Genomic DNA, 25,970 nt, shown 5'->3' with positions numbered 1-25,970 from the left:
TTTCGAATAGGTCTGGCACAGCAATTATCTATATAAAAATTATTCAGACCAATACCAACTCGTTACATTATAACGGTAAGTTTCAGCGAATTCACAGTTCAACTTCTTCACCCAGTGTTCTGAGCCTTCTGATGAAGGATCAAACAGAACACAGCGGTTGTGCAGTGGAGCAATACTAACCGGCCTCTCTTTGTTACTATTAAATATCAATTCTCCCCCAGCGTTGTGGTTCCATTCTTTATTTAAATACAACAACATACAGACTTCTCTTCCGGGGGAGTCATCTGCATGTTCACAAACAAAGTCTTTAGGCCCTAAGCGAAAATAATTAGTGTTAATTTCAGGCCTGGCCACATTTATATCGGTTAATGGCACTTTAAAAATAGCTGATAATAAGGTCATAAATTCATTACCGCGTAAGTATGATAAAAAGTCTTGGGCGATGTTTGTTTCGAAGTTATTGGTATTGGCTGTATTTGCGTTGACGGTATTACGACGCCACACATCTCGCCTTACAAAACGCTCTGCGTTGTTGGTTTTTTGCCATTGGGTATTACTGACATATAAGGCAGAGTAAGTGTGTTTTTGGGGCTGCCAGTCATGTGATTGTTTTAACATCCTTAGGACTTCATCAAGTTTAGCTTGCGTGAATAGGTCATCAATCACAATATGGTTGGGGCAGGAGCGTTTTAATGACTTTCGAAACCCTTGTATTGCTACATCGCTTATTTGTTGCTGATTCAACCACATTTTTGTCACTACTTACTGGAATTTTTAGTTAATTACTGAAAAATTGCATAATACAGGGTTAAGTCATGATTCCTAGTCTTTGCGTAGAAATGGCCAGCTCTGTAACTGCTATTAAAATAATAATATTTCACTAAACAAAGCCTTTAAAGCTTGCGGCATTTCTTGAGCAGTAATTCTTTATTGTCTACAATAGCGCACTTTTATTAAATCAGGTTATTACTATGAACGATACTAGTTCACTACCCGCTTTACCGGATCGCCTTTCGAGTAACCCTCGCAGTCGCTATCATGTAGAAGAAATTTTTGAACACAATGTTGGTATTCGCTTAAACGGCAAAGAACGTACTAATGTCGAGGAATACTGCATCAGTGAAGGTTGGGTAAAAATCCCTTCTCCTAAAGCGTTGGACCGCAGAGGACAGCCTCTATTGATAACACTAAAAGGTAAGGTTGAAGCGTTTTATAGTTAAATAGCTAGTCTAAAAGCCTTATCACCATGTATTGCTATTGAAGCGTCTGTTTTTTTGAACTCGCTTTCAATAGCTTACAAATGTTTAAACGTTTTGTGTTAACAGCATCGGTATGAAAATTGGTGCTTAATCGATATTTAGATGAAGCTGTTCTACTGTAATTTGTGAAATTTCTATTCTATACACTAGATTCATTATTCTTAGGGCATAAACGATTTATTCACAAGTAAATTTGCCCAATTTTAAAGAGCATTTTTAAGCAATCGATTAGCTAATGTTGTCTTCATTTTACATCACTTTTTCGAGTTGTAATGTTACAGTTTGATCACTCAACTGAATCACTTTGCCTTTTTTGGGATGGGGAGCGACATCTAATAAAAGTAAACTAAAACCAAAAGCATAAGCTATTTCTGCTTCGCGTTTACGAATTAATTTTATTGCTACTTTTTCTCCCGCCTCATTTGTAACTTCAAGGGTGACCACTATTTGGCCCGCCCAGAAACAAGTCTCACCGGTAGCACATCGAGAATCTTCTATGTCGATTAAACGCAATTCTAAATTTTGATAATGTGCTACTTGTATAGTACCTAGGGGAATGACAGAACTTATTGCTTCATGGTTGAGTGTTGAGTTTTGTTGAATTGCTGATAGAGGAGTTTTATCGTTAGAGGTTTCCGCTACTATTACGTTGCCAGCAAAACAACCTGATAGGGCAATTAAGAAAACACAAATTAATTTGTACATATTTATCTTCTCCACAAAAAGAAGCTCGGCTTACGCCGAGCTTTTTTAGTTTACGGAAGTGCTCCTAGCAACATCTATAAAGGAGCAACAGGAGCACAGCGCGGTAACGTACACACTTGCATGCATTGACGCGAATCAGAGAGGGTGATAACACCGTCTCCATCATTATCGCGGGGATCACCATCTGCAGCAGCTTGACCTCGAGAATTCATAATCAACATTACGTCGTTAATGTCAACAAACCCATCTAGATTAACGTCGCATCTTAGAGCTTGTGGCACATTGTCACAAGATAAAGAAACATCATCAATTTGTGCATACCAATCCCAATCACCTGAGTTCGGATCAAAGTAATGCCAGCGTAGTTTAACATCCGTTTCACCTGCATAATGCGTTAAATCAACCGACACAGCCTCACCACTAGTGGTAAACAATCCGCCCACTGGGTGTTCTTCGTTCCAACTGAGCAGGTTTTTCCATGTACTGCCGCCATCGGTGCTTATATCCAAATCAAGGAAGTCTAGATTAGCAAGGTTCTGGTAATCCACAAGATATTCTAACGTCGCGCCAGTCCAACCCGCTAAACTGAATGAATTGGAGTGTAGTTCAGTGTCGAACTCAGTAAATATGTGGGCATCACTATTGGCGGTAGCGGCATCACCTGAACCACCGGTAAAGTTTCCACCTATCTCAGAATCAGCAACACTTGACCAGATAACACCTGTTCCAGCATTGTCAACAACAGTCCAGCTCGATGCAATACCAAGATCGAAACCAACTGGGTCAACATTACATGCTAGCTCTGTAACTACTAGGTTACATACACTAGGCATTGGTGGTTTTGGAAGGTTGTCTTCAATAGCCACATCGTCAACCCAGAAGTTTGTGTGTGTGCCATTAGTGCCTCCGACTGTTCCACCTATTTCAAGACTATGAACCTGTCCATCATTAAAAGGCGAAACAGGGAAAGTATAAGCAACATAATTTCCATCTGTTGAATCACATACAACCCTGCCAATTTCTGTACCATCAAGGGTTACCTGAATGAAGTCTGTAGCAGCGTCACATATTCCTCGCGAAGCTTTCATTGTTAACTCTGTAGCTGCTGTAGGAATAGTAATATCCTGTGCCACACTGCTGGTTACGCCAGTTGATAATCCACCTATTATTACAGACCAACTTCCAGTAGCTGGGAAGCCATTACAACTATTACCAGGTCCACAAAGAGGAAACTCTGGAATGCCAACATTTACGGAACTGCTGGCCAACCAATCGTTATTTGGTACACCACCTTCAAAGCTCCAATCAGCAACAATATTGCTACTATTTATTGGATCAGTTGGAAGAGTACATGCGAAGCCGCTCTCTACTTGGCAACTAGCAGAGCAACCGTCACCGCCGATTGAATTACCGTCATCACACATTTCCCCTATATCAAGTTGGCTGTCACCACAAACTGGTGGAACTTCAGCTGAACAAGAATAAGCTTCCACACTATCAACATACCAACCTGTTGTACCATTACATCCATCTGTACCTAGGTCGAAACGAAATTTAATAGTGTCGCCAGGAGATGCCAATCCAAAAAGGTCAACTTGAGATTGGCCCCAACTGCCGCTTAAGCTGCCTCCGTCAGCACCGGTAAATACCTCTTCGCCACCCATTGGATTATCAGTTGGGGTAGTCAAAACACCGTTATAAGGATTAAATGAATAGGATGAACCAGGTACTACAACAAATGGACCACCATTAACACTAATCTTAAGGTTACCACCGTCCCAACCCGCTTCGGTTGAAACCCAGTGGTCAAAGGCAACATGAGGAGTGGGTGAAGCAGGAAGTACAATTACTGGACTGTCAATGTTTACGACACCTGCTTCTGTATCTGCATCACAATCACCAGCAACTAAGTCAGGAGCAAAGGCTGCAAAATCACCAATTGCGCCAGGTGGTAAGTCATCAACCACTAACCATCCTGGACTATCAAAAGTGGTAGGGTTCGCTACATCGTGGGCGCTAACGCTCCAACCAGCGGGTAAAGAACCTGCTTCAAAATCTTCACTGAAGAATGAATCAACAACGCCCATACCTTCACAAAGTGCTGGAGCTTCGGCCAAAATGGGGACAAAACCACATTGAGTGGGTGGTGTGTGAAACTCGACTGCTTCGATAATATCGCTAACTTGTGCGCAATCAGTGCCGTCAATAACTTCACCAGTTGCTGAGCCATCGCTCAGATCCGATAAATCTATTCCTGTTAGAGCACTACATGCCGTTTCAAGTGCGTCAGCATGGTCTCGAAAGTTACTAGAAGGAGTGAGCATATTTTGCGCAGCCCAATGAATATGGGCCGATTTAGTCAATCCTAAGCCCGTGACTGAATAGCCATTGTAAGTGCCGCCATCTACCATCAAAGAGTAAGCACGATTGGGAACACCAGAGTTAATGTGAACACCACCAAAGTCAGTAGTTGCACAGTGATACTGCGCGTCGGTCACTTTACCTGGATCGCCTGCACAATTGGGATTCCACATATCACGAAGCGCACCAGTTAATCCAGGTGCAGTTGAATCTTCACCCATCAACCAACGAACACTATCATCCCCTGTACCCTCATTATAAATTGAACAACTACCGTCTGTTCGAGGCCCGTCAGGACTAGCTGTGGCATCACGACCATTGATGCGATCAACCGTTTCGCCCCATATGTCAGAGTAAGATTCATTCAATGCTCCTGACTGCCACTGGTATATCAAATTATTGGTATATTGAGTGTAGGCATGAGCCCATTCATGAGCAGTCACATCATCCGTTGTTAATCCTGGACAAAAAGAAATGTAAGTGCCATTCCAAGAGGCATTTGGACAGGCATCACCGCGATTAAAAATAGCATCCATAGTGGTACCAGCATCATCAAACGAATCTCGCCCAAAGGCGTTATCAAAAAATGAATAAGTTTCTGCCGATGCATAGATCATGTTGTCTGCTTCAGTTGAGGCTGTTGGTAGTGGATCGCCTTCTACCCAAAATGGGAATTCTGGATAGTTAGGTCCTGGATGTGCAGCACTTTCGGCATCATAAGCTCTACGATCTAACGCATCATGAATACCAGTTATCTGGTCAATCACCTCACCATTTAGTGCATCAACATAAACAAATTCACGCACACTGCCGGCACCATTAGTGACTTCTATTTCGTATGCCAGATGATCCTCACCAGGCGTGCCTTTTATAAGCCCAGCTCGAAAAATCAATAAGGTACTAGAACTTGCGGAAAGTGCAGCAGGGGTGCCCCTTTTATCTTCTTTATTACCTAAAGTTTCTGCTGTGATCGCTTTGGTTGGATCCTGTTCGACCCACATAAAAGCAGTTCTAGTCGCTTGGGATAAGGTGATAATCGGTTTAGTGACGACTTTTATATCAGTAAGAAATTTACCATTTACAGCAATCATTTCTCCGTTTGCATTGAAGTGTGTTCTTAATTCACCTGCAAAAACGGGTAACCCTTTATATTGTTGTTTAAAAATACTATGTTCTGAGCCTAATTTATCTTTATTAGTACCCACTAAAGTCAATTCAGAATCAAAATCTTGTACCCCAAAGGCACTACCATAGTCACGTAGAAATGAGACTGAAATGCCACTTGTATCTACTTTAGCACTAGTTCCTGATGAACTTCTTGTTTGTGCTTTTACGGGGCCAAGTTGTGAAGTAGGGGTTAGGCGAATAAAACGGGCGTACCCAGTGTTTTCATCGACTCTGATTTGAGCTTGACCTGCTCTGTCAGCTAGAAGATTTTCGGCGCCTTTTGCTTTTTCAGCGAGCGCCCCAGTTGTGTTTAACGTTAAACACAACATTGCTGCAATTTTACTAACATGATGCATGTTTATTTCCTTGTATTAAAGTTGAAATATTTAAATTCCAAAATACTCTGGACAGCTATTACAGGTGTTTGTAAGAATTTTTATATTTTTATATTTTTATTTAATTTGAAATTACCTTGTCTTGTTAATTAAGACTTTTGATACTTGGTGCATAACGTTTCTGCCTAACTAACATAGTTAAAATCCCTAAACCAAGCAAGGTTAAGGCGGCTGGCGCTGGAACACCTGTAACCGTCGCATTATTAATTTCAATATCAGCTATGACATCGGCTGTTCCAGAACTATTGACAAGATTTCCGCCTAGAAATGAAATGGCACTAGTCACTTCGGCGTTAACAGTAAATAGGAGTTCAGCTAAGGCAAAGCTACCTGGCTGAATTGGATTAAGTTGAAAGAACTCTAAAAAGCTTAATTCTCCAATGTGAATAACCCCTGGAGCAACTTCACCAGCACTTGTATCCAGGGCTTCTGAAAGACCAAAGACGTAGTCTAATGGGTCAGTAGAGGCGACACCCAAGCCATCAAACATATTGTAGCCAACAAAAGATAGCGCACTAGTGTCGAAACCAATATTTAAATCAAAAGCTGCAAGAGTGACTGGATTAAAATTCCCAAGTCCATCAATCATTACATTAACGGATACTACACTACCTATAGTGGAGTCTTGGTTTGCGGGGTCGAGAGTTAAAACCACATTAGCATTTGCATTTATAGCAAACATAAAACTAACGGCAAAAACAATTTTAAGAAGAACTTTCATAAATCATTCCTTTAAATTTAAAGTTTATATGTGTTTATTTATTACCCATCTAACAACTCGTTTTACTTTCATTAAGTGCAATTAAAATATGTATTGTCATCCTATTGAAATGGTGTTAACTGGGCGTTGTAGCAATATTTGCTGTTATATCTTATGCATTTTTCTTACCTAAATTATAATATTCTTATTTTTCAAGTGGTTATAAGTTTCTTAAATTCTCTTGGTAAATTTATTGTAAAGAAAGTTGACACCGGTTGTTTTTTTACCCTAGATGCTGTTGACGGAAATGTCTAATAAAATGATTAAATAAGTTTTCTCGAGATATCTCACTATAAGAAATTAAGCTACTGAGTGAAAACTGCCACTATTTAGCCAAAACCTATAATTGGATGCTTTGTTGCAGTGGCTAACATATTGAAAATTATGGATTTTAATTTTGGAATGCTCTTTGCTTTATACAATTACTATCACTAAATTTTTAATACGTTGTTATAAATGGAGAATTCAATATGTTTGCTTTTTTATGTGGTTTAGTCTTTTTTATTGTGTGGATCATTCCAATTATTCTAATTGGAGTGTCTGATCGTACTAGCGGTGGTGAAAAGTTAGCATGGATTTTAGCTGTCATTTTTGTGTCTTGGTTTGCTTGGATATTTTACTTGTTGTTAGCACCGCTAAAGTCCCAACCTTATAGCAGGTAAAAGTCTTTAGCTAAGATGGTAGGGGTCAAAACTTAAACGCAATCTTGCTCTTAAAAAGCCCATGTTTTATAAGCCATTAGGACGTTTCTTAACGCTTCACGCAGATAAAAATAGCGTTTCCTGAGGACTTTTCATAAGGGCGCAGCCTTTGATAGTTATGCTCAAATACATGGACTTCAAAGTATGGCGTTAACATGTCTTTTAACTCATCAAAACTGACCGCAACCATGGCATGTTCGTCATGCCATATTTGGGTTGCTTCAGTAGTTGTTTTTTCAATACTGAGTTTCAGAGATTGCTTATTGCCATCACCGGGATAATGCCAGCCAGAGCAGAAAGTGAATAAACTGCCTTCTAGTTTGGCGCTATGTTTTACATAGAGTTGATTGTCGATTGTTGTTTTATCAACAGCATTAAAGCAAAAAATACCATCAGCTTTTAATGCTTGATGTGCACTTTGAATACAGTCTTTTAGATTGGCCATCCCATCGTTGTAATGAATGGAATATAGGAAACAAGTGATTAAGTCCAATGGCTCAGCGAGGCTGAAATGACTCATGTTTTGCAGTGAAAATTGCGCTTCTGGGCAACGGTTCGTGGCTAAATCTAACATAGGTTGGTTTATGTCCAAACCATAACACTGATAGCCAATATCAATAAAATGGCGAACATGTGGTCCCGTTCCACAAGCGAGATCAAGGTGGCTACGACCTTTGTTGCCAAAAAGTTGCTGTAGTCTTTGAATACAGTGGCTTTGAGCTTGGTAGTCGATATCGACACACATTAAGTCGTAGTAGCTTGAAAGGTCGGTATAGAGGGCGTTGGCAGACATATAAGCTTAGTGATTAAAGGGTGAAATATTGCGGGGTGGCGCATAATAAACTAAGCAGCAATTCTAGCAATCTATTTTTATCTTGATGGCCATATATTTATCAATCAGCGTAACGTTTTGAATATATGCTTGACGGATGACTTGGTTGCTCTCAGTATCATTCACACACTAAAATTAGGTTTGGATTAGGTAATAGGTATTGGATATGAAAATAGAAATTAGTTTACTTGAAGGGCAAAAATTGCAAGCAAATTTTGGTAAACACCAAATCATAAGTGATCAGAGTGTATCGGCAGGTGGTGATGAGTCATACCCAGAACCTTTTGATTATTTTTTGGCGAGTATGCCACTGTGTGCTGGTTTTTATATTAGAAAATTCTGTGAGTCACGGGGCATAAGTACTGAAGGGATCAGTCTTACTCAAGAACACGTCACTATAGGCGAGGATAAATATCACAAACGTTTTGCCATTTCAGTGTCATTGCCTGAAAATTTCCCTGAAAAGTATAAAAAAGCCTTATTGGCAGCTGCCAATACTTGTACTGTCAAAAAAGTGATCCAAGCCATACCTGAGTTTGAAATTCAACTCGCCGAATAGCGAGCTAAACCAGTATTATTGTGTGATTAAGCACTGCTTTTTGTAATTCGGTTTTACAGCCCATAAGAATATTTGAGTAAGGTTAATACTATAGTGGAGTAACATACAGATATGGGTAAACCAAACTTAATAAAGTGTTTGAATCTATAGTTGCTGGCGCTAAATACTATTAAATTGGTTTGATAGCCATACGGAGAAATAAAGCTGGCGCTGGCAGCAAAAGCGACGGCTAATGCAAAAGGCATAATTGGCAGGCCTAAGGTTTGCACTAGCCCATAGGCTAATGGAAACATTAATGCAGCAGCAGCGTTATTGGTGACCAATTCTGTGAGTATAAGGGTGAGTAAATACACCATTACTAATGCCCATATGGGGCTGACACTGGCAGCCCAAGGGCCAATCAATTCCATAATTTGTGTAATCACCCCCGACTTTTCAAGGGCTGTCGCTAGGCTAAGCGCACCTACAATGACAACTATTAGATTAATAGGTATATTGCGCTTAATCTCGTTATTTGCCGTCACACCACTTATTACCAAAATGGCAATAAAAAATAACAAACCTGTGGCTAAGTTTAAAATTGACGTAGCAGCCAAAGCAACGGTAAGTAGGAAACCACCGAGGGTGATCAAGTCCTGTGAGGGACTGAGTTTGGTTTCCATCTTTTTTTCCGAGAGAATAAAAAAGTTCTTGGTGAGGTTATGCCTTTGCATAAAATCTGGGCCAGTAGCCAGCAGTAAAAAATCCCCAGATTGCAGTTTGATCTCGCCTAGTTTGCCTGATAAGGATTCGCCGTCTCGTCTAATGGCCACCACGGCCGCATCAAATAATGCTCTAAAGCCTAATGCTTTAATGGTTTGCCCAATGATTTGTGCACGATTAGAAATGATCACTTCAGTAAGGTTTTCCCGTAATAGACCATTGGACTCGGCAAAAAGTTTTAAGCCTTTGATATGACCTAAGTTTCCAACATGTTGAATATTGCCGGAAAAAATGAGTTTGTCGCCAGGTTGAATCACCTCGTCAGGAGTAACTGGCGTGATAAGTTTGCCGCCTCTGGCGATTTCAATCAAAAACAATTCAGGTAAGTTTCTTAAGTGGTTTTCTTCGACACTTTTACCAATTAACTCACAGTCTGCATCTACGTCTGCTTCGATAAAATAGCTATTGTATTGGGTGTTTTTATTGGCGATTTCTGGCAATAAAGGTGTCATTAAAAACATTAACAAACCACAGCTCAAACCTGCTACAAGTCCATATAGGGTGAAGTCCCAAAAATTGAAACCTGGATGACCATGTTCAATTAAAAAACTATCTACAATTAAATTAGTAGAGGTGCCAATTAGGGTTACAGTCCCCCCCAAAATCGCTGAATAAGACAAAGGTATCAATAACCTTGAAGCATGGTGGTATTGATTTTGTTTTACCGGACCAATCAAACTTGCCACTATTGCGGTGTTATTTAACAGTGCAGACGAAAAGAAGGTCAAACCAAATAGTCGCCAATAACTGCTTTTAAAATTTGCAGTGACTAATGTTCTGCCTAAGCGTTTGATTAGTGAAGTTTTGTCTACTGCTGAACTGACTAACAACAATAATACTAAAGTGATTAAGCCCTGATTAGTGAAGTTGTGAATGACATCAGCAAGCACTAACTGCTGACTAGCAATCAAGGCTAAAAGTGAAGCTGAAAAAATTAAAGACGGGCGCTGGTTAGTGGTAACAAGCGCCATTATAGTACCTGCAAAAATGGCTAATACCAGATACTGATTAATGTCCATATTGTCTTATTCTTTTTTCAGCTTAACTGGGATTTACAATTTACTAATATCAGTGGCATTCCAATGTGGGAAATGTCTTCTGACCAAGTCATTAAATTCTAATTCAAATTCAGAAAATTGACCTGCACTAGTATCTTCGGCTACGTCTATGATCATGCCAGCACCCACAGTACCATTAGTGACTCTATCAATGATAATAAATGCACCAGTCGCACGGTTTTTAGTGTAAGGGTCACAAGCAACAGGTTGGGTTAGTTTAATTTTACCTACGGCAATTTCATTCAACGCCAAGCGTACCGTATCTTTATGTTCTAAGGAGTTGACATCAATTTGATATTCCACGTTTGTGATACTGCCAGGTACAAATTTAGTGGCAAACTTAAAACCGTATTGCTTATTAGGCATCATCGGCTCTTCGTCCATCCACACTAAATTAGTTCTGTAAGCATTGCTATGTAGTGGCAAGTTGTCACTTTTAACTATCATGTCGCCACGAGAAATATCAATTTCATCTTCTAATGTGATGGTAGTGGTAAGAGGTGCATAAGCAATCTCTTGTTCACCTTCAAAATTAACCAGGGCTTTCACTTTAGACTGCTTTCCAGAGGGGAGGGCAGTGATTTTATCGCCAGGTTTAATCTGTCCAGATACCACTGTACCAGCAAAACCACGGAAGTTAAGATTGGGGCGAGTCACGTATTGTACTGGGAAACGGAAATCATCAGCATTAATATCGTCATTGATTTCTACGTTTTCTAACATAGTCATCAAGGTTTCACCTTTATACCAAGGCGTGTTTTCACTAGGGTTGACTACATTGTCGCCATCTAGCGCTGACAAGGGGATAAATTGAATATCAGGAATTTCTAATTGTTTAGAAAACTCTAAATAGTCTGCTTTGATTTCTTCGTACACTGTTTCACTATAGTCTTTTAAGTCCATTTTATTGACAGCCACCACTACGTGTTTGATGCCCAACAAAGACACTAAAAAAGAATGACGGCGAGTTTGTGTTTTAACTCCGGCGCGAGCATCAATAAGTATGATGGCCACGTCACAGTTTGATGCACCTGTCACCATGTTGCGGGTGTACTGCTCGTGCCCAGGAGTATCTGCGATGATAAATTTACGTTTGTCTGTAGAGTAATAACGATAAGCTACATCAATTGTGATGCCTTGCTCACGCTCTGACTGTAAACCGTCTACTAGTAAGGCTAAATCGACTTTATCACCTGTGGTACCGACTTTTTTACTGTCTTTGGTGATAGCCGCCAGTTGATCTTCAAAAATCATTTTAGAGTCGTGTAACAAACGACCTATTAAGGTACTTTTACCGTCATCTACGCTGCCACATGTCAAAAATCGCAACATGTCTTTCTTTTCATGTTGATCTAGGTAGCCCAAGATATCGGACTGTAATAATGTATTTTCGCTATTCATAATTAGCAACTCACCAAAAAATAAGGATTTAAGACGGATTCTTTTTGATTGTATCTAAGAGGTGCAGCATCAGCTTTTAGGGCATCTGTTGCATCTTCAATTATTGTTACCTTGCCGCCAGCTGCTTCTACAACAGCCTGGGCAGCGCCAGTATCCCACTCACAAGTGGGGCCTAAGCGAGGGTAAAGATGTGCAGCACCTTCAGCCACTAGGCATAACTTAAGTGAACTGCCCATGGCGACTAATTCAGTTTCGCCTTCTAAGGAATCCAGTAAGGCTTGTATCTCTGGACTTTGGTGGGACCGGCTACCTACAATTTTCCAGGTTTCACCTTTAGTCCAACCTTTGGGAGAGATATCGGCTTTGACACCGGCGGTTACCTTAAACGCGCCTTTTCCTAAAACGCCCACATAGGTTTGGGTTAAAACCGGCGCATAGACCACACCAAACACCGGCACACCGTCTTTAATTAGTGCAATATTCACTGTAAATTCACCGTTTTTCTTGATGAATTCTTTGGTGCCGTCAAGTGGGTCAACTAACCAATAGGTGTCCCAAGTGTTGCGTTCTTGCCATGAAATATCGGCTGACTCTTCAGATAAAATAGGCAAATCTGATACTTTGCTTAGGCCATCCACAATACATTTATGGGCTGCTAAATCTGCTTCGGTTAGAGGGCTTGCATCTGACTTTTCATAAATAGCAAAATCTTTCTGATAGATTGCCATGATTTTATCACCTGCTTGGTGACTGATATCGATGATACTTTGAATAAGTGCTTCGGTTAACATTAAGCCACGATCCCTTTTTGTTTTAATAGGTCAAAAAGTTGTTCGGCAGACTGTTCCGCAGTTTGTCCAGAATAAGCCAAAGTAATTTCTGCGTTTTCTGGTGCCTCGTAAGGCGAATCTATACCAGTAAAGTCCTTAATATCCCCTTGTCTGGCTTTTTGGTACAAACCTTTAGGATCACGTTTTTCGCATTCTTCTATAGGAGTATCAATAAATATTTCAACAAATTCGCCCTCGGCTAATAAGTTGCGACAATAATCTCTTTCGGTTTTAAAAGGCGAGATAAAAGCGGTGAGCACGATAAGGCCGGCATCAACAAAGAGTTTAGAGACTTCACCAATACGCCTGATGTTTTCGACTCGGTCTTTGTCACTAAAGGTCAAATCACCACACAAGCCGTGACGCACGTTATCGCCATCCAATAAATAAGTATGTTTGCCGTGTTCAGCTAATTTTTTTTCCAACAAATTTGCAATAGTGGACTTACCTGAACCACTTAAACCCGTTAACCACAACACGCAAGGTTTCTGCTTTTTTGCTTCAGCTCTGCGAGCTTTATCAACATCATGCTGATGCCATACTATGTTCGTTGCCATTAGAAATATCCTTCCATTTTTTTCTTCTCCATTGAGCCTGATGAATCATGATCAATCACTCTGCCTTGACGCTCTGACGTTTTGGTCAATAACATTTCTTGAATGACTTCTGGCAAAGTAGCTGCCGTTGACTCAACTGCACCTGTTAGGGGATAACATCCTAAGGTTCTAAAGCGTACTGAGCGCATTTCAGGTTTTTCACCTTCTTCCAACGGCATACGGTCATCGTCGACCATAAAGTACACACCATCGCGTTTAACCACAGGGCGAGGTTTCGCTAAATACAAAGAGGGGATTTCGATGCCTTCCATATAGATATATTGCCAGATATCTAGCTCAGTCCAGTTGGACATGGGAAATACGCGAATGCTTTCGCCCTTGTTGATTTGTGCGTTGTACACGTTCCATAGTTCTGGACGTTGGTTTTTAGGATCCCATCTGTGATTTTCATCACGGAAAGAATATACCCGCTCTTTGGCTCGAGACTTTTCTTCGTCGCGTCTTGCGCCGCCAAAAGCTGCATCGAATTTATAATGATCGAGAGCCTGTTTTAAACCTTGGGTTTTCATTATGTCAGTATGTTTAGAGCTACCATGACTGAAAGGACCTACATTCATTTTTAATCCTTCTGGATTAATGTGTACTAGTAGGTTCAAATCGTGTTTTTTGGCCATTTCGTCACGAAATGAGATCATTTCGTGAAATTTCCATGTGGTGTCTACATGTAGTAATGGAAAAGGAATTTTTCCTGGCGCAAAGGCTTTACGCGCTAAATGCAATAACACGGATGAATCCTTACCCACAGAATATAACATCACTGGGTTGTCGAATTCAGCTGCCACTTCGCGAAAAATATGAATGCTTTCAGCTTCAAGTTGCTTTAAATGGGATACAGTAGGGATCGAGTTAGACATGGCTTTCTCACGCAAAGTTGTTTGTTTATATTAAAAAGTTCTATACCTAGAACAATAACAAAAATCGACAGTAAACTGTATTCTTATTTGTGCTATCACAGTCTTAAATGACCTGAAGATAAAAACAATAACAATCAGCATAAAAAATAGTCATTTCTAAGTGTCCCATTCTTTACGCTGATTAGTATCATATTCATTAATCGAGTTGTTTAAGTGAATGTTGAACTTTGTCGAATGTATCCGCTACTAGTTTGTCATCTTGCTTACCTATCAAACTGACAATAATAATAGTCAAGCTAGAGACTAAAAAGCCTGGCACAATTTCATAGATCCACGCACTCAACAATTGGCCGTTAATGGTGATAGGCGCATAAATCCAAATCAATACGGTAATTGCCCCAGACAACATGCCAAGAATGGCTGACAATCTGGTCATTTGTTTCCAAACTAGGCTAATGAGTACTAAAGGACCAAAAGCGGCACCAAAGCCAGCCCAAGCATTACTCACCAAATCAAGAATTGTGCTGTTGCGATCGTAAGCTAAATAAATTGCTACTAATGCCACTAATGCGACAGATATTCTTCCTATGGTAACCAGTTCTTGCTGACTGGCATCTTTACGTAAAAAAGCTTGATAAAAATCACCAGTTAAAGAACTTGAGGTCACTAATAGTTGAGAAGAAATTGTACTCATAATGGCCGCTAATATAGCACCTAATAAAAAACCACTAATTAACGGATGGAAAAGTATCTGAGACAAGTAAATAAAGATGGTTTCTGGATCTTGCATATTGCCTTGGGTTTTGGTCACATAAGCAAGGCCCAGTAGACCTGTTGCAAGGGCGCCAGTAATAGAAATGAGCATCCAACTAATACCAATTCGGCGTGCCGTTTTAATGTCTTTGACTGAACGGATCGCCATAAAACGCACAATAATATGAGGTTGACCAAAATAACCTAAGCCCCAGGACAATAAGGATATGATCCCTATAGCTGTCATAGTTTGCCCGTTGGAAGCGTTAATAAAGAAATCTAAAAAATCAGCGTCATAAGTGCCTAGTTGTGTCGCTGCACCACTAAATCCTCCCAGGTCAAACAACACTACAACAGGCACTAATATCAAAGATACAAACATAATGCAGCCTTGTACAAAGTCAGTAATACTGACCGCCATAAAGCCGCCTAATAAGGTATAAGCCACAACCACACCGGCAGTGACATACAAGCCCATTTCATAACTTAAACCAAATGATGATTCAAATAATTTACCACCTGCTACGACACCAGAAGAGGTATACAGGGTGAAAAATATCACAATTACAATAGAAGAAATAAGCCTTAAGCTATGGCTGGTATCATTAAAACGATTCGCGAAATAATCAGGAATAGTCAGGGCATTTTTTGCCAATTCGGTATAAACCCGTAGGCGAGGTGCAACCCATAAATAGTTAAGATAAGCCCCAATAGCCAAACCAACAGCAATCCAAGCACTGGAAAGCCCTGAAACATACATGGCACCAGGTAAGCCCATTAACATCCAGCCGCTCATGTCAGATGCGCCGGCAGAAAGGGCTGTGACCTTAGGGCTTAAGCTTCTGCCACCTAACATATAACCTTCAACGTCGGTGCTGGATTGTTTGAAAGAATACAAGCCAATGCCAAGCATAACCAAAAAGTACAGGCCGAGGGAGATAAAAGTAAAGGGGTCCATGAAAGCTACCTTAGAAGTAAGTGACGAAAAGATATGAAGATTTTAGCTGTTGTCGTATGCTATCAACTCAACGTTCAATTCGCTAGTCAGATGCCAATATGTATACAAAAACCTTTGATCAATTAACTAAAGATGAACTTTACGCCTTACTGAAACTGCGTCAGCAAGTATTTATAGTGGAGCAAGCTAGTATTTATTCTGACCTTGATGATTATGATCAACAGGCCATTCATTTCTTAGAGAGTGATCCCCCAGACCATCTAATAGCCTATGCCCGATATCGAAAAGTCTTACAGAGTGATGAAGTGAAAATAGAGCGAGTAGTGTTGGCTGCGCAGGCGAGGGGACTGGGATTAGGTAAATCTTTGATTGTCGCCATATTAAAGGATATTAAGGGGGCATATCCTGAAGCGAAAATTACTTTGTCTTCACAGATTGATGCAAGTGAGTTTTATCAGCGTTTAGGGTTTGTTGAGTTTGGGGAGAAGTATGATGATGGCGGGATCATGCATATAGGGATGGTTTATCAAGCTTAATCTGATGGACTGGTCTGAGCTATTGAAGTTGTTGTAGTCGAACGACTGCTTTGCCCAAGAAAGCGGACGTTCAAAAATGGAAATTTAGGCACTTTTCCGCCGTTGAGTAATCTTGTTTAAAGTCAAAAATTACCTCAGGCTGTGTGAAAACTCACCGCCGAGACACAAATTGATTTCTCTGCGATTATGACGCAAATTTAGGATATTTAGAACTGGGGGACTGGCCTAAAATATGATGTGCCATCACGTTTTCTCTATGATTTAGCTGACCATATAATTTCACTAAAGGTGGTGATTCAATAGGCTGCCACATTAAGATTTTTTGATCATAAAAACATAGAGCTTAGACCAAAATGTGATCAATAGTTTTCACACAGTTTAGCCTGTTGTTGGATCTTATTAGGGCGTCAGTTTGTCAAATAGCGTCCAGCTCACAAATGCTGTTAAATAGTTACAGCAATTTAATTATTGATTTTTTGAATATTTGAAAAAGAGGCAAAAATGAAGCCAACGCTATAATTAGTGAAACAATACAAAAAGATAAAATTAATATATTTAAATTTAGTAAATCAATCTTAAACTTACTTACTACCCAAGAGTATATGACTAAGCTTGATAGAAACCAAAATGGAATAGCGATAGTAAAAAGGTGAAAAATGTTTTTACTGCAATACAATATAACTGCTTTATTAGTTGCCCCCAAAGCAAGAAAAAGACCTAGTTTTTGTTTTTTCAGTTCGAAGTCTATAAATGACGAGTAATATACACTTAGCAATACAAATAAACACAAAATAGTGCTCAATAGAATTGCTAAATTGATTAAATTTTGAAGTTCTTTATTGCTTTCTTTAAGAATTTTTTCAACACTTCCATTCACTCTCAAGTTTAGCAGGCCGTCCTCTTTGTCAACGACCTTCCTTGCAAAATTTAGAAAGTCTTCTGTATTCTTTTCCGATACAATTAGCCGTATAGAGGAAAAAGCTGAAAAGTTATCTACTAATTCGTATATTATGGGTTCCTCAGGATTACTTAATCCAAAGTGAGGAAAATTTTCGACTACGCCAAGTACAAGTTTGGAATTATTAGTTTCTCCTGATTTAAAGTTTAACGACTGACCTAGCAAATATTCACCAGAAGCGGCCAAAGAATTAATAGCAGCTAAGTTTATAATTACACCTTTGTTATCTAGGCCAATGTCTTCAATTATATTGATTCCCAAAGAGCGGAAATAAAATTTGTTTACAGGAATGATTGTTGCAAAAACTCCTGCCAGTCCTTTGTCCAAAGGAGTATTTACCTCCATCCTTAAACCTTGAGGGAAGGTTAAATCTAAATTTGAAGCTGCATAATTAAAACTCCCACCATTGAAACTTGCTCTAAGAATGTTGTATGGGCTAACCTCACTCCTATTGTTAGTACTCAGCTCTATCACCATTGATTTTGTTTTAAAAGGCAGGTTTTCAAACATCAAAATTTCTTTTTGATAAAGATTAAGAGAAAAACAAACCAAGGTCAGTGAAAAACCTATCTGGATTCCAGCATTTACCTTTGTGAGTGTGCCTAAAACTTTGCTCCCACCACTAGAACGACTAAATAAGTTCATATTACTTACGTAAATAGTTGGAAGCATAGAGCACAAATAAACAAAGAGTGTGATTATTACCGAACTAAATAAAATAACATTTAAATGCGGTTCTATGAGACCGTTCGAAGTTAACCCCGCCAACACTTCTGCTTTTTTAAAGTATTTTCCTAACAAATATAAAATAAAAATGCTTATAAACATTGAAGATATAATAATAGGCAAGTCTCTGATTAAAATTTCTCTAGCAAGATGAGATTTTGAGGCACCTAATGCAGTTTTCAGTTTTATTAGTTCAATTTCCTTTATTGAATTAGAGAACGACTTCGACAAAAAGTTAACAATATTACTGAAAATAAAAAATAACCCTAACAGCGCTAATATCAACCATTCCTTTTTCATTAGCTCTTTGGCGTTGTAATTAAAAGTAACCCCTTTAACAATCATATGCTTTAAACCTTGAGTAGATGACATTACATTGACGTCTCCGGTAGACGCCATAAAGCTTCTCAAGTCTTCATTTAAATTCGAAATATTCTGATTTTTATCTAGAGCAAATAGACCCATCGCAGAAGGAATATTTCTAAATAACGATCGCCGGAACGCAACAACAGCAGGATCCGCAGAATCAAATTCCCCATCGCCACTCATAGATACATTTAATATTTCGCCACCATGGTGACTTGCAATCCATAAATCAGGAGCTTCATCGCCTAGAAAATCTATTATTTCTGGCAGAATTCCAGAAACACTAAGGGTGAGACCATTAGGCCCTATTGAAATTTTTTGGCCGATAACACCTGTACTAGAATTTAATTCTTGAACCCAATACCTATGGCTTAAAAATACAGCATCATTTGAGATATTTGCATTAGGTACAACTTCTAATTCGTCGAGCAAGTGCTTTAAAAAGTTGTCACTGTATAAAGCAATTTTTATGTCTTTGAATAAGTTATCAGATATTTCAAGATCGCTAGATTCAAAACTAACATGGTAATAATTCTTAATAGCTAGTTTTTCTGAAATCTCCGCTATTTCGTTGATACTAGTATGGATAATATTATTATTTTGTGATTGTCTTCCCAATGTTGCAAATCTAATGTCTGGTTTAATCCAATCAGGGTTTTCCTTAAACGCAATATTTCCCAAAGACAAAATGACAACCAAAAGTGAGATTGATATGCCAAAAGCAAAAATGAAAATTGAATTATTTATTATTGTATTACTAATTTTGTTCACAAATTTCTATTCCATCTACCTAGATAATTAATAATCGCTTAGTGCGTTAAACAAATTCACCATCCTGCATTGTCAATTTTTTTTCACCTTGTTGAGCTAAATATTTTGAATGAGTAACCATAATTATCGTATTGCCTACTTCATGAAGCTTCGTTAATAATTGGAAGATTAATTTCGCATTTTCACTATCTAAATTTCCTGTCGGCTCATCAGCAAGTATTAAATCTGGTTTATTAATCAAAGCTCTGGCTATTGCAACACGTTGTTGTTGACCTCCAGATAATTCGTTCGGAAATGAATCTAATTTATCAATCATCCCAACAGATTGAATTAATTCTTGAGCGAATTCTTTGGAATTGTTTGTTTGTTTAGTAGTGTTATATTTCGTGGGTAATAAGACGTTCTCCAAAACTGAGAATTCATTTACCAAGTTGAAGTTTTGAAAAATCCAACCAATATTATTATTTCTCAAACGACTGAGCTGATATTTACTCAATTGCTCAATGTCAGTATCTAATAGATTATATTTCCCTGCATCATGCTTATCTAATAAACCTATGATTGATAGTAATGTAGATTTACCACTACCAGATTGCCCCTCAATAGTGACAAATTCACCTGAATAAACATCGAGGCTAGCGCCTCTAAGGGCGTTAGTTAAACAATTTTTTTTACCAAATGATTTGTAAACGTTATCTAATTTGATTAGATTATTCATAATAATATTTCACTTAAAATCATACGTGTTTTCCCTATTTCTAAAAAATGACTTGGTCACCGATATCAACACCACTAATTATGTGAATTAGTGGTGGGGCATATGAACCGAATTCAATTTTTTTGTCTATATATCCTTTACTATCAAGTTTTTTAACTTTTACATTTCCAATTAATTCAGTTTCATTTAGTCTGTTTGGAAGTTCTAAAACTAAAGCTTCCAAAATACGCTCTACAATTACTTCACCTGTAACGTCTAATGATGATCTAGCATTCGTCGGCAAATCAGTTGTAAAATAAACTTCTATTTGAGCTTGATTGTCTTGTATATTTGGTTCTATACGCTTTATGTTACCTACAATACTATTACCTTTAATATTGAGTTTGACCTCTTGGCCGATGAAAATAGAATTCACAAAGCTAGCCCCAATTTTAAGTTTTGCGTAAAGTTTATCTGAAGAAGCAATCACTCCAACAAAAGCACCTTCAGAAATATATTCACCCAATTTAATCTCGTCGTTTACTCCTTGTAATACCCCCGATGCTTGCGCCCGAATTATCAAAGAATCGACATTTTGTTTTGCTAACAACATTTCATTTTCAGCCAAATATTCCTTTAGCCTAATATTCTTTTTTGATAAATTTTCAAACTTGTTGTTTAGTTCAAGCTTTTCAACAGCCTGTAAATGAATTAATTTGGCATTTTCTAACAACATTTCTTCTTTTCTTAATAAAAGCTGTGATGTAATCCCTTGTTTAGCCAACTCTCTGTGAGCCTCAACCTCTGCTGTTTTGGTTAACCACTCAATATAAAAAATATTTATATTTCCTTCCAATTCCTTTCTTTTGACTTCAAACTGTATAAATTCCATTTCACTCAAAGCTTTAGCGCTTTCATAATTTAATTTCGAATACTCATACTTTCTGACCAAAGAAGGATTATCTAGTAGTATAATAATGTCGTCTTTATTAACTATGTCCCCAGCCCTATGTTTTACTTCTTTTATCGTCCCTGACACCTGACTTACAATGCTTTGTTCGGATTCAGGCTGCAAAATCCCCCAAGCAGAGATCTTATTTTCAAATGTTCTTTTCTGAACGGTTAAATGTACTTTATCGGTTTCAACTGCCGGTTTTTTAAAGTGACTCCATACCCCAAAGCCGATTAAAAATAGACTAAAGAGTGTCATTCCAGATATTAACTTCGTGGAGTTTGAAACTTTTCTATCAGAAGGTATTTGCATATATTTATAGATAGAGAATTTCTTGGAGAATTTCATGATGAAATCCTAAAAGAGTCCATTCTTTGTGTTTAATTACAGGAACAGTTGAGTATCCCAGTTTGTTATATACGGCTTCATATTTTTCTTCATTTGATATATCTAAATTAAGATATTTGATACCTTCAGAATCTAAATGTTCTTTTAACATTGAGCATGCTGGGCATTTTTCAATTGTAAAAATTAGCAGTTTTGAATCATTTGCTTTGACAAAATACTCTGCGTTATCCTCATAAATTAACACTTCGTCTTGGTCTTTTTGAAAACTAAAAATGTTTATCAATACAAATGTGGATACACCTATAATAATAAACACAGTAATTTGTTTTATCTTTTCAAACATTTTGTTACCTCAATTAAAATAAGCTGTAGATACAAATGATTTATCTATGTTTGAGAAAACAGCAGTTATTACTATATAAGAATTGCTATCTTCTTCTAATTTCCAAAGTAAACGATCTGCTTCTTCAAGAGATAAATACAAAGCCTCGAAGTAACATCTACTTTCATTACAATAAGTTGATATGATGTCAATGTTTAGAGCCGCTGATAAGTTGTAAAGAGATTCCAAAAATTCGTATTTATTTTCTGGATCACTCTCTTCATTTTCTGCTAATTCGCTAATTTTTTGTCGGACAAATTGGAAATATCCCTCAGGGTCTTCATTTGCAAATTTAGCTAGATCTTCATTGTGTTTTGTAAATACAATTTTACCGTGGGGATGCTCCCTAGCTATTACGAATTCCTTGTCACCTACTTTTTTTGCTAGAAATTTTTCGATTTGATAATCTTCTAACAGTTCTCTATACAGGTCAGAACTAATATCTATCACTTCAGCATCAGTCATTTGACTTGAAACATTCTCTTTATCTGGTTTTCGCTCTTTTTGATCTAAACTATCTTCAACTGGAATTTCTTGATTAGAGTTTTCCTCGATAAACCGACTAGGCTCCATCTCTTCCTTTGTGTTTTGGAACTGAATGACATTGGGGCGGTCACCATTTTTTTGAACAGATTTTAAAATTTGACTTGACGCCTTTGGATCAGAAATTTCGTCGCTTTCAATTGAAGTGATGTAAAGCCAATAACCAAAAAATATTGCAATTATTAAAACCAAGGAAAAAATATATTTCACAAACCCTCCATTTATAAAACAACCGATAAAAATTATTTCCTATCGGTTGATAATTTGATTGACGTACTAACTACAGTCCTCACAAATCCAGCCACCTTGGACTTTGTAGCATCCAGTACATGTTTTAACTTCGTTCTTATCAGCAGCTAGTGCTGCACCTGTAAAACCGAGCATGACTGCAAGTAATATAATTTTTTTCATTTTTTAAAATCCCTTAAATTAGTTCTGTTTATTTGCAAGAATTACAAATCCAAATTTTCCCAACTTTTTCGCAGCCTGTGCAGGTTTTAGGTGCAGCAATCGCTGCGCTGGCGAAACCAAGCATAGCTGCTAACAAAATCGCTTTTTTCATTTTTTGGTATCCTTCTTTAAACGCACCAGATTTAGATGCGCAATTAAATTACCACCCAACAAAATACAAAATAACTAAATATTCATAATATTCAATAACTTAAGGTTTTTTTGCGCAGGTTTAATCTTAAGGATGTTCCCCAATATTTTAGTCAAGCTTTAAAGTGCCATTGATTATATTATTTGACTTTGTGGATTTATTAGAGAATTGAGTTGTAGAGAATTTCCATTTAAGTATTGCTTCCTTGCCACATACGTTAATGTACAAGGTAAAATTTTTCAACAACTTTCGTATATATTTTTTCGCATGAACTAATATTCACTTTGGTTGTGTTTTTGGTAGGTATTACTTTTGTTTGCTATGAAGATTACTCACAGATATTTGTGTTTATAGAAAGATCCAATCGATAAACCTACCTCTCCAGATTTGAAGACTCATTGTTTAACTGTGAATATGTATTTCCATATTCACTCGTAGGAACATGACAGGGTGGCAATTATGAAATGCAGTATGAATGTAAAATACTTCAATGTAATCGAACAAATTGCTGTTGTAGATGGTTTTTCCCCGAATAATTTGAAGTGCTAAATATAATGGTATAATAGGGGGCGTAGTCAATTTAAATAATAATTTCCCTGCCAAACTGTTTTTTTTGTAACGTTGAAAATTAACATCGCTTACGTCAGCTGTGTCGCACTTGCTGTCATAAATTAAAGAATAACTTGACTGTCCGCTTATAGGCTCACAGCAGCCTGATTCAATTCCCTTGTTACTGCTCTGCACAAGGCAAGCGGTCGTGAATCGGGTTTCTAAAGTCAGTATGAGCGAGCAACGGATCGCCAGAATTGATTTTTGCATTGCTTATGTCTTAGAGATAAGTAGGATACGATTTAAAGGAATTAATGGTGGTGGAAAATGCAAATATTGACTAAATTTTTTGGTTTGCTTTTGATTGGCTCAGTTGCTCTTAATTTATATCAATATCAACAAGTGAAAAAACTATCTCTCGCACCAGAAAAAGAACTTAGTTTTGAATTAACAAATTCTAAAGAATCATATCTTTCAGACACTAAAAATAACCAAAAACCTAATACAGTCCCTAACTTTGCTATTAATAATACTGCCCCAAGTTACAATCCTGCCATTGTAAATAAAGATGATCTACAGGCCCAAACTGCAAATGTTAGCCACAATGAAGATGAAGAATACTCAGAAGCGTTCTTTGAATATGAGTTTTCACTTTATCTAGATGATGAGGTAATAGAATCAGTAAAAAACACTAGTCCAAAAGACAAAATTAAAATAGTGAACATGTTTAATAATGCGGAAGTACGTGCGCAAGATTTAGAGTTGGAATCTGAAATTTCCAAACTTTTTGAAAAGTATAGGGAGAGTATAAAAAGTGGTAGCGCAGAAGTAAGATGTAACTCTGTAGGGTGTTATAGTTCTTACGTACTCTCAGATCCAAAGGCGATGAACCATTTGTTTTTGGACTGGCCAAGCACAAAAGGAGAAGGATTTAGCACTCTTGTTAACTACCCTGATGGAACTTTTCGAAATATAGATTTCAAATTTCATCCATGATAGTTGAAGATCAGATATTCGTTTCCAACTAATCGAAAATTCAAAATATTACTATGGCACTGTGGATTTGAAACTTTAGCAAACATATCCATCAGGTTTAACGCTCGACTGACCGCTATTAGGCTCAGAACAGCCTGTCACCTCTAACCCTTTCGCTCAAAAGAATGCTCCCAGAAAGGGAGCATTCTTAACATTTTAAATAACGAATGTTTTATTGAAAAATTTAAGCTGAGAAATGGATTTTGCGTTTAAGTTGCTCTTTCACACCTTGAATATTTGCACCTTCTTCGCCTACCACTACAATACTCGCGCGTTGGGCATCCACAGCTTGGCTTTGGTAACCACGATCGTAGGCTTCGCTTTTGGCATCGTGGGTATCATCGTGAGGGATCACGAATACCGATACTTTGCCGTTTTCTCCTTGCATCACCAAATGTAGGCTTCTGACATTTTCGAATTCACAAATGCTGGCGTAGTAAACTTGACCTAATTCTTCGGTGAACTCACCACCAAACTGCGCCAACTTGGCATTCACTTGTTGCAGCGAGACATTGTTTTGAGCCTCTAGCGCATAATTGCCTTCTTGATAGACATGGGCTATTGCTTGGTCGGCTATATTCAAGAGATTATGTTGTTGCCACATGGTAAAACTCACGCCCACCACAAACGCAACTGATGCTGCCATGGCGAGCTGAATACGGTTACGTACCTTACTCGCTCTATGAGTTTGCATCGTTTGTCGCAAAATCAGTTTGTGCACTAAATCGTCAGGAACTTTTACCTGGCTCGCTAGCTGCATATTTTTATCGAGTTGCTTAAGTTCTTTGTGGAACTCCTGCTTTTTAGGATCGTCGGCAATTGCGGCTAATATTTTCTCATCGGTACAATTAGGATCCGCATATAAGGTACGACGAAACTCTAACTCATCCATTTTCACGCCCCCTATTGTCATTGGCCTTGTCTAAGGCTTCTTTAACCTGATTACGCGCTCTGAATAATCGCGTCATTACGGTATTTTTGTTTAAATTAAGCTGCTGTGCAATTTCATCACCGCTATAGCCAAATACTATTTGTAACATGAGTGGTTCTCTGTACTCTTCACTTAACGATCCCATGACTGCGCGAAGTTCTCTGTGTTCAATTTCAACTTCATTAGACAATTGGTCATCAATTATCGACACGTCGTCTATGTCAACTAAATCAAATTGTTTGCGCTCAAATCGTCTTGCGTTTTCTCTTCGTAATATCGTAATTAACCATGACTTCGCGGCTTTTTCATCTTTGAGCGAATCTAAAGATTTCCAGGCGCGAAGAAAAGTCTCCTGCACTATGTCCTCTGCAACTGTTTTGTTTTTCACAAGCCAACATGCATAACGGAATATGTCAGTATGAAGCGCTAGCACTAACACTTCATATCGTTTTTGTTTATTTAGCATGTCACTAGAGACCGAGGCTTGGCTAGTTTGCTTTCGCGAAAACATTTAAAATTCCAACATTGTTTTGGCTAGTGAGTTAATACCTAACCGCGGGCTTAATACCGCAAAGCTAAAGAATCCGATTTTTGCCTCACAGC

The 25,970-nt window shown here is 38.2% G+C and carries 24 protein-coding genes; 6 read left to right on the top strand and 18 right to left on the bottom strand.

The window, feature by feature from the left end; genetic code table 11:
• Nucleotides 1-39: 39 nt before the first annotated feature.
• On the bottom strand, nt 40-750 hold the full coding sequence (locus AAC000_RS10850) for a 2OG-Fe(II) oxygenase (protein ID WP_339722603.1): 711 nt from the start codon (nt 748-750) through the stop codon (nt 40-42).
• A gap of 221 nt (nt 751-971) precedes the next feature.
• Between AAC000_RS10850 and AAC000_RS10845 the strand changes: the two genes are divergently transcribed.
• Nucleotides 972-1,220 (top strand): DUF3297 family protein, encoded by a 249-nt coding sequence (locus tag AAC000_RS10845; RefSeq protein ID WP_339722602.1) that lies wholly within the window; start codon nt 972-974, stop codon nt 1,218-1,220.
• A gap of 288 nt (nt 1,221-1,508) precedes the next feature.
• Here AAC000_RS10845 and AAC000_RS10840 read toward each other — a convergent pair whose 3' ends face one another.
• From AAC000_RS10840 to AAC000_RS10830, 3 genes are all read right to left on the bottom strand, one after another.
• The gene (locus AAC000_RS10840; protein WP_339722601.1) at nt 1,509-1,964 is read right to left on the bottom strand and encodes a hypothetical protein; all 456 of its coding nucleotides are present in this window, start codon (nt 1,962-1,964) and stop codon (nt 1,509-1,511) included.
• A 74-nt stretch (nt 1,965-2,038) separates the two neighbouring features.
• Nucleotides 2,039-5,848 carry a M4 family metallopeptidase gene (locus AAC000_RS10835; protein ID WP_339722600.1) on the bottom strand — a complete coding sequence of 1,270 codons (3,810 nt, stop codon included), beginning with the start codon at nt 5,846-5,848 and terminating at the stop codon, nt 2,039-2,041.
• 124 nt (nt 5,849-5,972) lie between these two features.
• A complete protein-coding gene (locus AAC000_RS10830; protein WP_339722598.1) occupies nt 5,973-6,608 on the bottom strand; it encodes a cohesin domain-containing protein in 636 nt (211 codons plus the stop codon).
• A gap of 509 nt (nt 6,609-7,117) precedes the next feature.
• Here AAC000_RS10830 and AAC000_RS10825 point away from each other — a divergent pair.
• Nucleotides 7,118-7,309 (top strand): hypothetical protein, encoded by a 192-nt coding sequence (locus AAC000_RS10825; protein WP_339722597.1) that lies wholly within the window; start codon nt 7,118-7,120, stop codon nt 7,307-7,309.
• 88 nt (nt 7,310-7,397) lie between these two features.
• Here the strand turns inward: AAC000_RS10825 and AAC000_RS10820 are convergent, their stop codons facing one another.
• Nucleotides 7,398-8,141 (bottom strand): class I SAM-dependent methyltransferase, encoded by a 744-nt coding sequence (locus AAC000_RS10820; protein ID WP_339722595.1) that lies wholly within the window; start codon nt 8,139-8,141, stop codon nt 7,398-7,400.
• Between the two features lie 205 nt (nt 8,142-8,346).
• Here AAC000_RS10820 and AAC000_RS10815 point away from each other — a divergent pair, with 205 nt between their 5' ends.
• The gene (locus tag AAC000_RS10815) at nt 8,347-8,739 is read left to right on the top strand and encodes an OsmC family protein (RefSeq protein WP_339722593.1); all 393 of its coding nucleotides are present in this window, start codon (nt 8,347-8,349) and stop codon (nt 8,737-8,739) included.
• Between the two features lie 53 nt (nt 8,740-8,792).
• Here AAC000_RS10815 and AAC000_RS10810 read toward each other — a convergent pair whose 3' ends face one another.
• From AAC000_RS10810 to putP, 6 genes are all read right to left on the bottom strand, one after another.
• Nucleotides 8,793-10,520, bottom strand: a complete 1,728-nt coding sequence (locus tag AAC000_RS10810) for an SLC13 family permease (RefSeq protein WP_339722591.1) — start codon at nt 10,518-10,520, stop codon at nt 8,793-8,795.
• A gap of 33 nt (nt 10,521-10,553) precedes the next feature.
• Nucleotides 10,554-11,960 carry a sulfate adenylyltransferase subunit CysN gene (gene cysN, locus AAC000_RS10805; RefSeq protein WP_339722589.1) on the bottom strand — a complete coding sequence of 469 codons (1,407 nt, stop codon included), beginning with the start codon at nt 11,958-11,960 and terminating at the stop codon, nt 10,554-10,556.
• A 2-nt stretch (nt 11,961-11,962) separates the two neighbouring features.
• Complete coding sequence (gene cysQ / locus AAC000_RS10800) at nt 11,963-12,751, bottom strand: 3'(2'),5'-bisphosphate nucleotidase CysQ (protein ID WP_339722587.1); 789 nt, start codon at nt 12,749-12,751, stop codon at nt 11,963-11,965.
• The gene (gene cysC / locus AAC000_RS10795; protein ID WP_339722585.1) at nt 12,751-13,347 is read right to left on the bottom strand and encodes an adenylyl-sulfate kinase; all 597 of its coding nucleotides are present in this window, start codon (nt 13,345-13,347) and stop codon (nt 12,751-12,753) included. The genes cysQ and cysC overlap by 1 nt, the downstream gene beginning before the upstream one ends.
• A complete protein-coding gene (gene cysD, locus AAC000_RS10790) occupies nt 13,347-14,261 on the bottom strand; it encodes a sulfate adenylyltransferase subunit CysD (protein ID WP_339722583.1) in 915 nt (304 codons plus the stop codon). Before cysD ends, cysC begins: the two co-directional genes overlap by 1 nt.
• Before the next feature lie 196 nt (nt 14,262-14,457).
• Entirely contained in the window at nt 14,458-15,972 is a 1,515-nt protein-coding gene (gene putP, locus AAC000_RS10785; RefSeq protein WP_339722581.1) for a sodium/proline symporter PutP, read from the bottom strand.
• Nucleotides 15,973-16,070: 98 nt separating this feature from the next.
• On the opposite strand from putP, the gene AAC000_RS10780 reads away from it, so the two are divergent.
• Complete coding sequence (locus AAC000_RS10780) at nt 16,071-16,508, top strand: GNAT family N-acetyltransferase (RefSeq protein ID WP_339722580.1); 438 nt, start codon at nt 16,071-16,073, stop codon at nt 16,506-16,508.
• 451 nt (nt 16,509-16,959) lie between these two features.
• On the opposite strand, the gene AAC000_RS10775 is transcribed toward AAC000_RS10780, so the two are convergent.
• From AAC000_RS10775 to AAC000_RS10755, 5 genes are read right to left on the bottom strand one after another with little or no spacing between them, the layout of a single operon-like run.
• Nucleotides 16,960-19,329 (bottom strand): FtsX-like permease family protein, encoded by a 2,370-nt coding sequence (locus AAC000_RS10775; RefSeq protein WP_339722578.1) that lies wholly within the window; start codon nt 19,327-19,329, stop codon nt 16,960-16,962.
• Between the two features lie 46 nt (nt 19,330-19,375).
• On the bottom strand, nt 19,376-20,047 hold the full coding sequence (locus AAC000_RS10770; protein ID WP_339722576.1) for an ABC transporter ATP-binding protein: 672 nt from the start codon (nt 20,045-20,047) through the stop codon (nt 19,376-19,378).
• A gap of 40 nt (nt 20,048-20,087) precedes the next feature.
• A complete protein-coding gene (locus tag AAC000_RS10765) occupies nt 20,088-21,326 on the bottom strand; it encodes an HlyD family efflux transporter periplasmic adaptor subunit (RefSeq protein ID WP_339722574.1) in 1,239 nt (412 codons plus the stop codon).
• Entirely contained in the window at nt 21,295-21,669 is a 375-nt protein-coding gene (locus tag AAC000_RS10760; RefSeq protein WP_339722572.1) for a glutaredoxin domain-containing protein, read from the bottom strand. Before AAC000_RS10760 ends, AAC000_RS10765 begins: the two co-directional genes overlap by 32 nt.
• Before the next feature lie 9 nt (nt 21,670-21,678).
• On the bottom strand, nt 21,679-22,461 hold the full coding sequence (locus AAC000_RS10755) for a hypothetical protein (RefSeq protein ID WP_339722570.1): 783 nt from the start codon (nt 22,459-22,461) through the stop codon (nt 21,679-21,681).
• A 233-nt stretch (nt 22,462-22,694) separates the two neighbouring features.
• Between AAC000_RS10755 and AAC000_RS10750 the strand changes: the two genes are divergently transcribed.
• Nucleotides 22,695-22,901 carry a hypothetical protein gene (locus AAC000_RS10750; protein WP_339722568.1) on the top strand — a complete coding sequence of 69 codons (207 nt, stop codon included), beginning with the start codon at nt 22,695-22,697 and terminating at the stop codon, nt 22,899-22,901.
• 827 nt (nt 22,902-23,728) lie between these two features.
• Nucleotides 23,729-24,397: a hypothetical protein gene (locus tag AAC000_RS10745; RefSeq protein WP_339722567.1), complete on the top strand. Its 669-nt coding sequence runs from the start codon at nt 23,729-23,731 to the stop codon at nt 24,395-24,397.
• A 223-nt stretch (nt 24,398-24,620) separates the two neighbouring features.
• Here the strand turns inward: AAC000_RS10745 and AAC000_RS10740 are convergent, their stop codons facing one another.
• Nucleotides 24,621-25,328 carry a DUF3379 domain-containing protein gene (locus AAC000_RS10740; protein ID WP_339722565.1) on the bottom strand — a complete coding sequence of 236 codons (708 nt, stop codon included), beginning with the start codon at nt 25,326-25,328 and terminating at the stop codon, nt 24,621-24,623.
• A complete protein-coding gene (locus AAC000_RS10735) occupies nt 25,321-25,878 on the bottom strand; it encodes a sigma-70 family RNA polymerase sigma factor (protein ID WP_339722564.1) in 558 nt (185 codons plus the stop codon). The genes AAC000_RS10740 and AAC000_RS10735 overlap by 8 nt, the downstream gene beginning before the upstream one ends.
• Between the last annotated feature and the right edge of the window lie 92 nt (nt 25,879-25,970).

This window comes from uncultured Paraglaciecola sp. (assembly GCF_963977085.1).
In the GTDB taxonomy this organism is placed as follows: domain Bacteria; phylum Pseudomonadota; class Gammaproteobacteria; order Enterobacterales; family Alteromonadaceae; genus Paraglaciecola.
The sequence above is the reverse complement of the archived record's forward strand: the minus strand, read 5'-3'. Positions and strand labels throughout refer to the sequence as shown.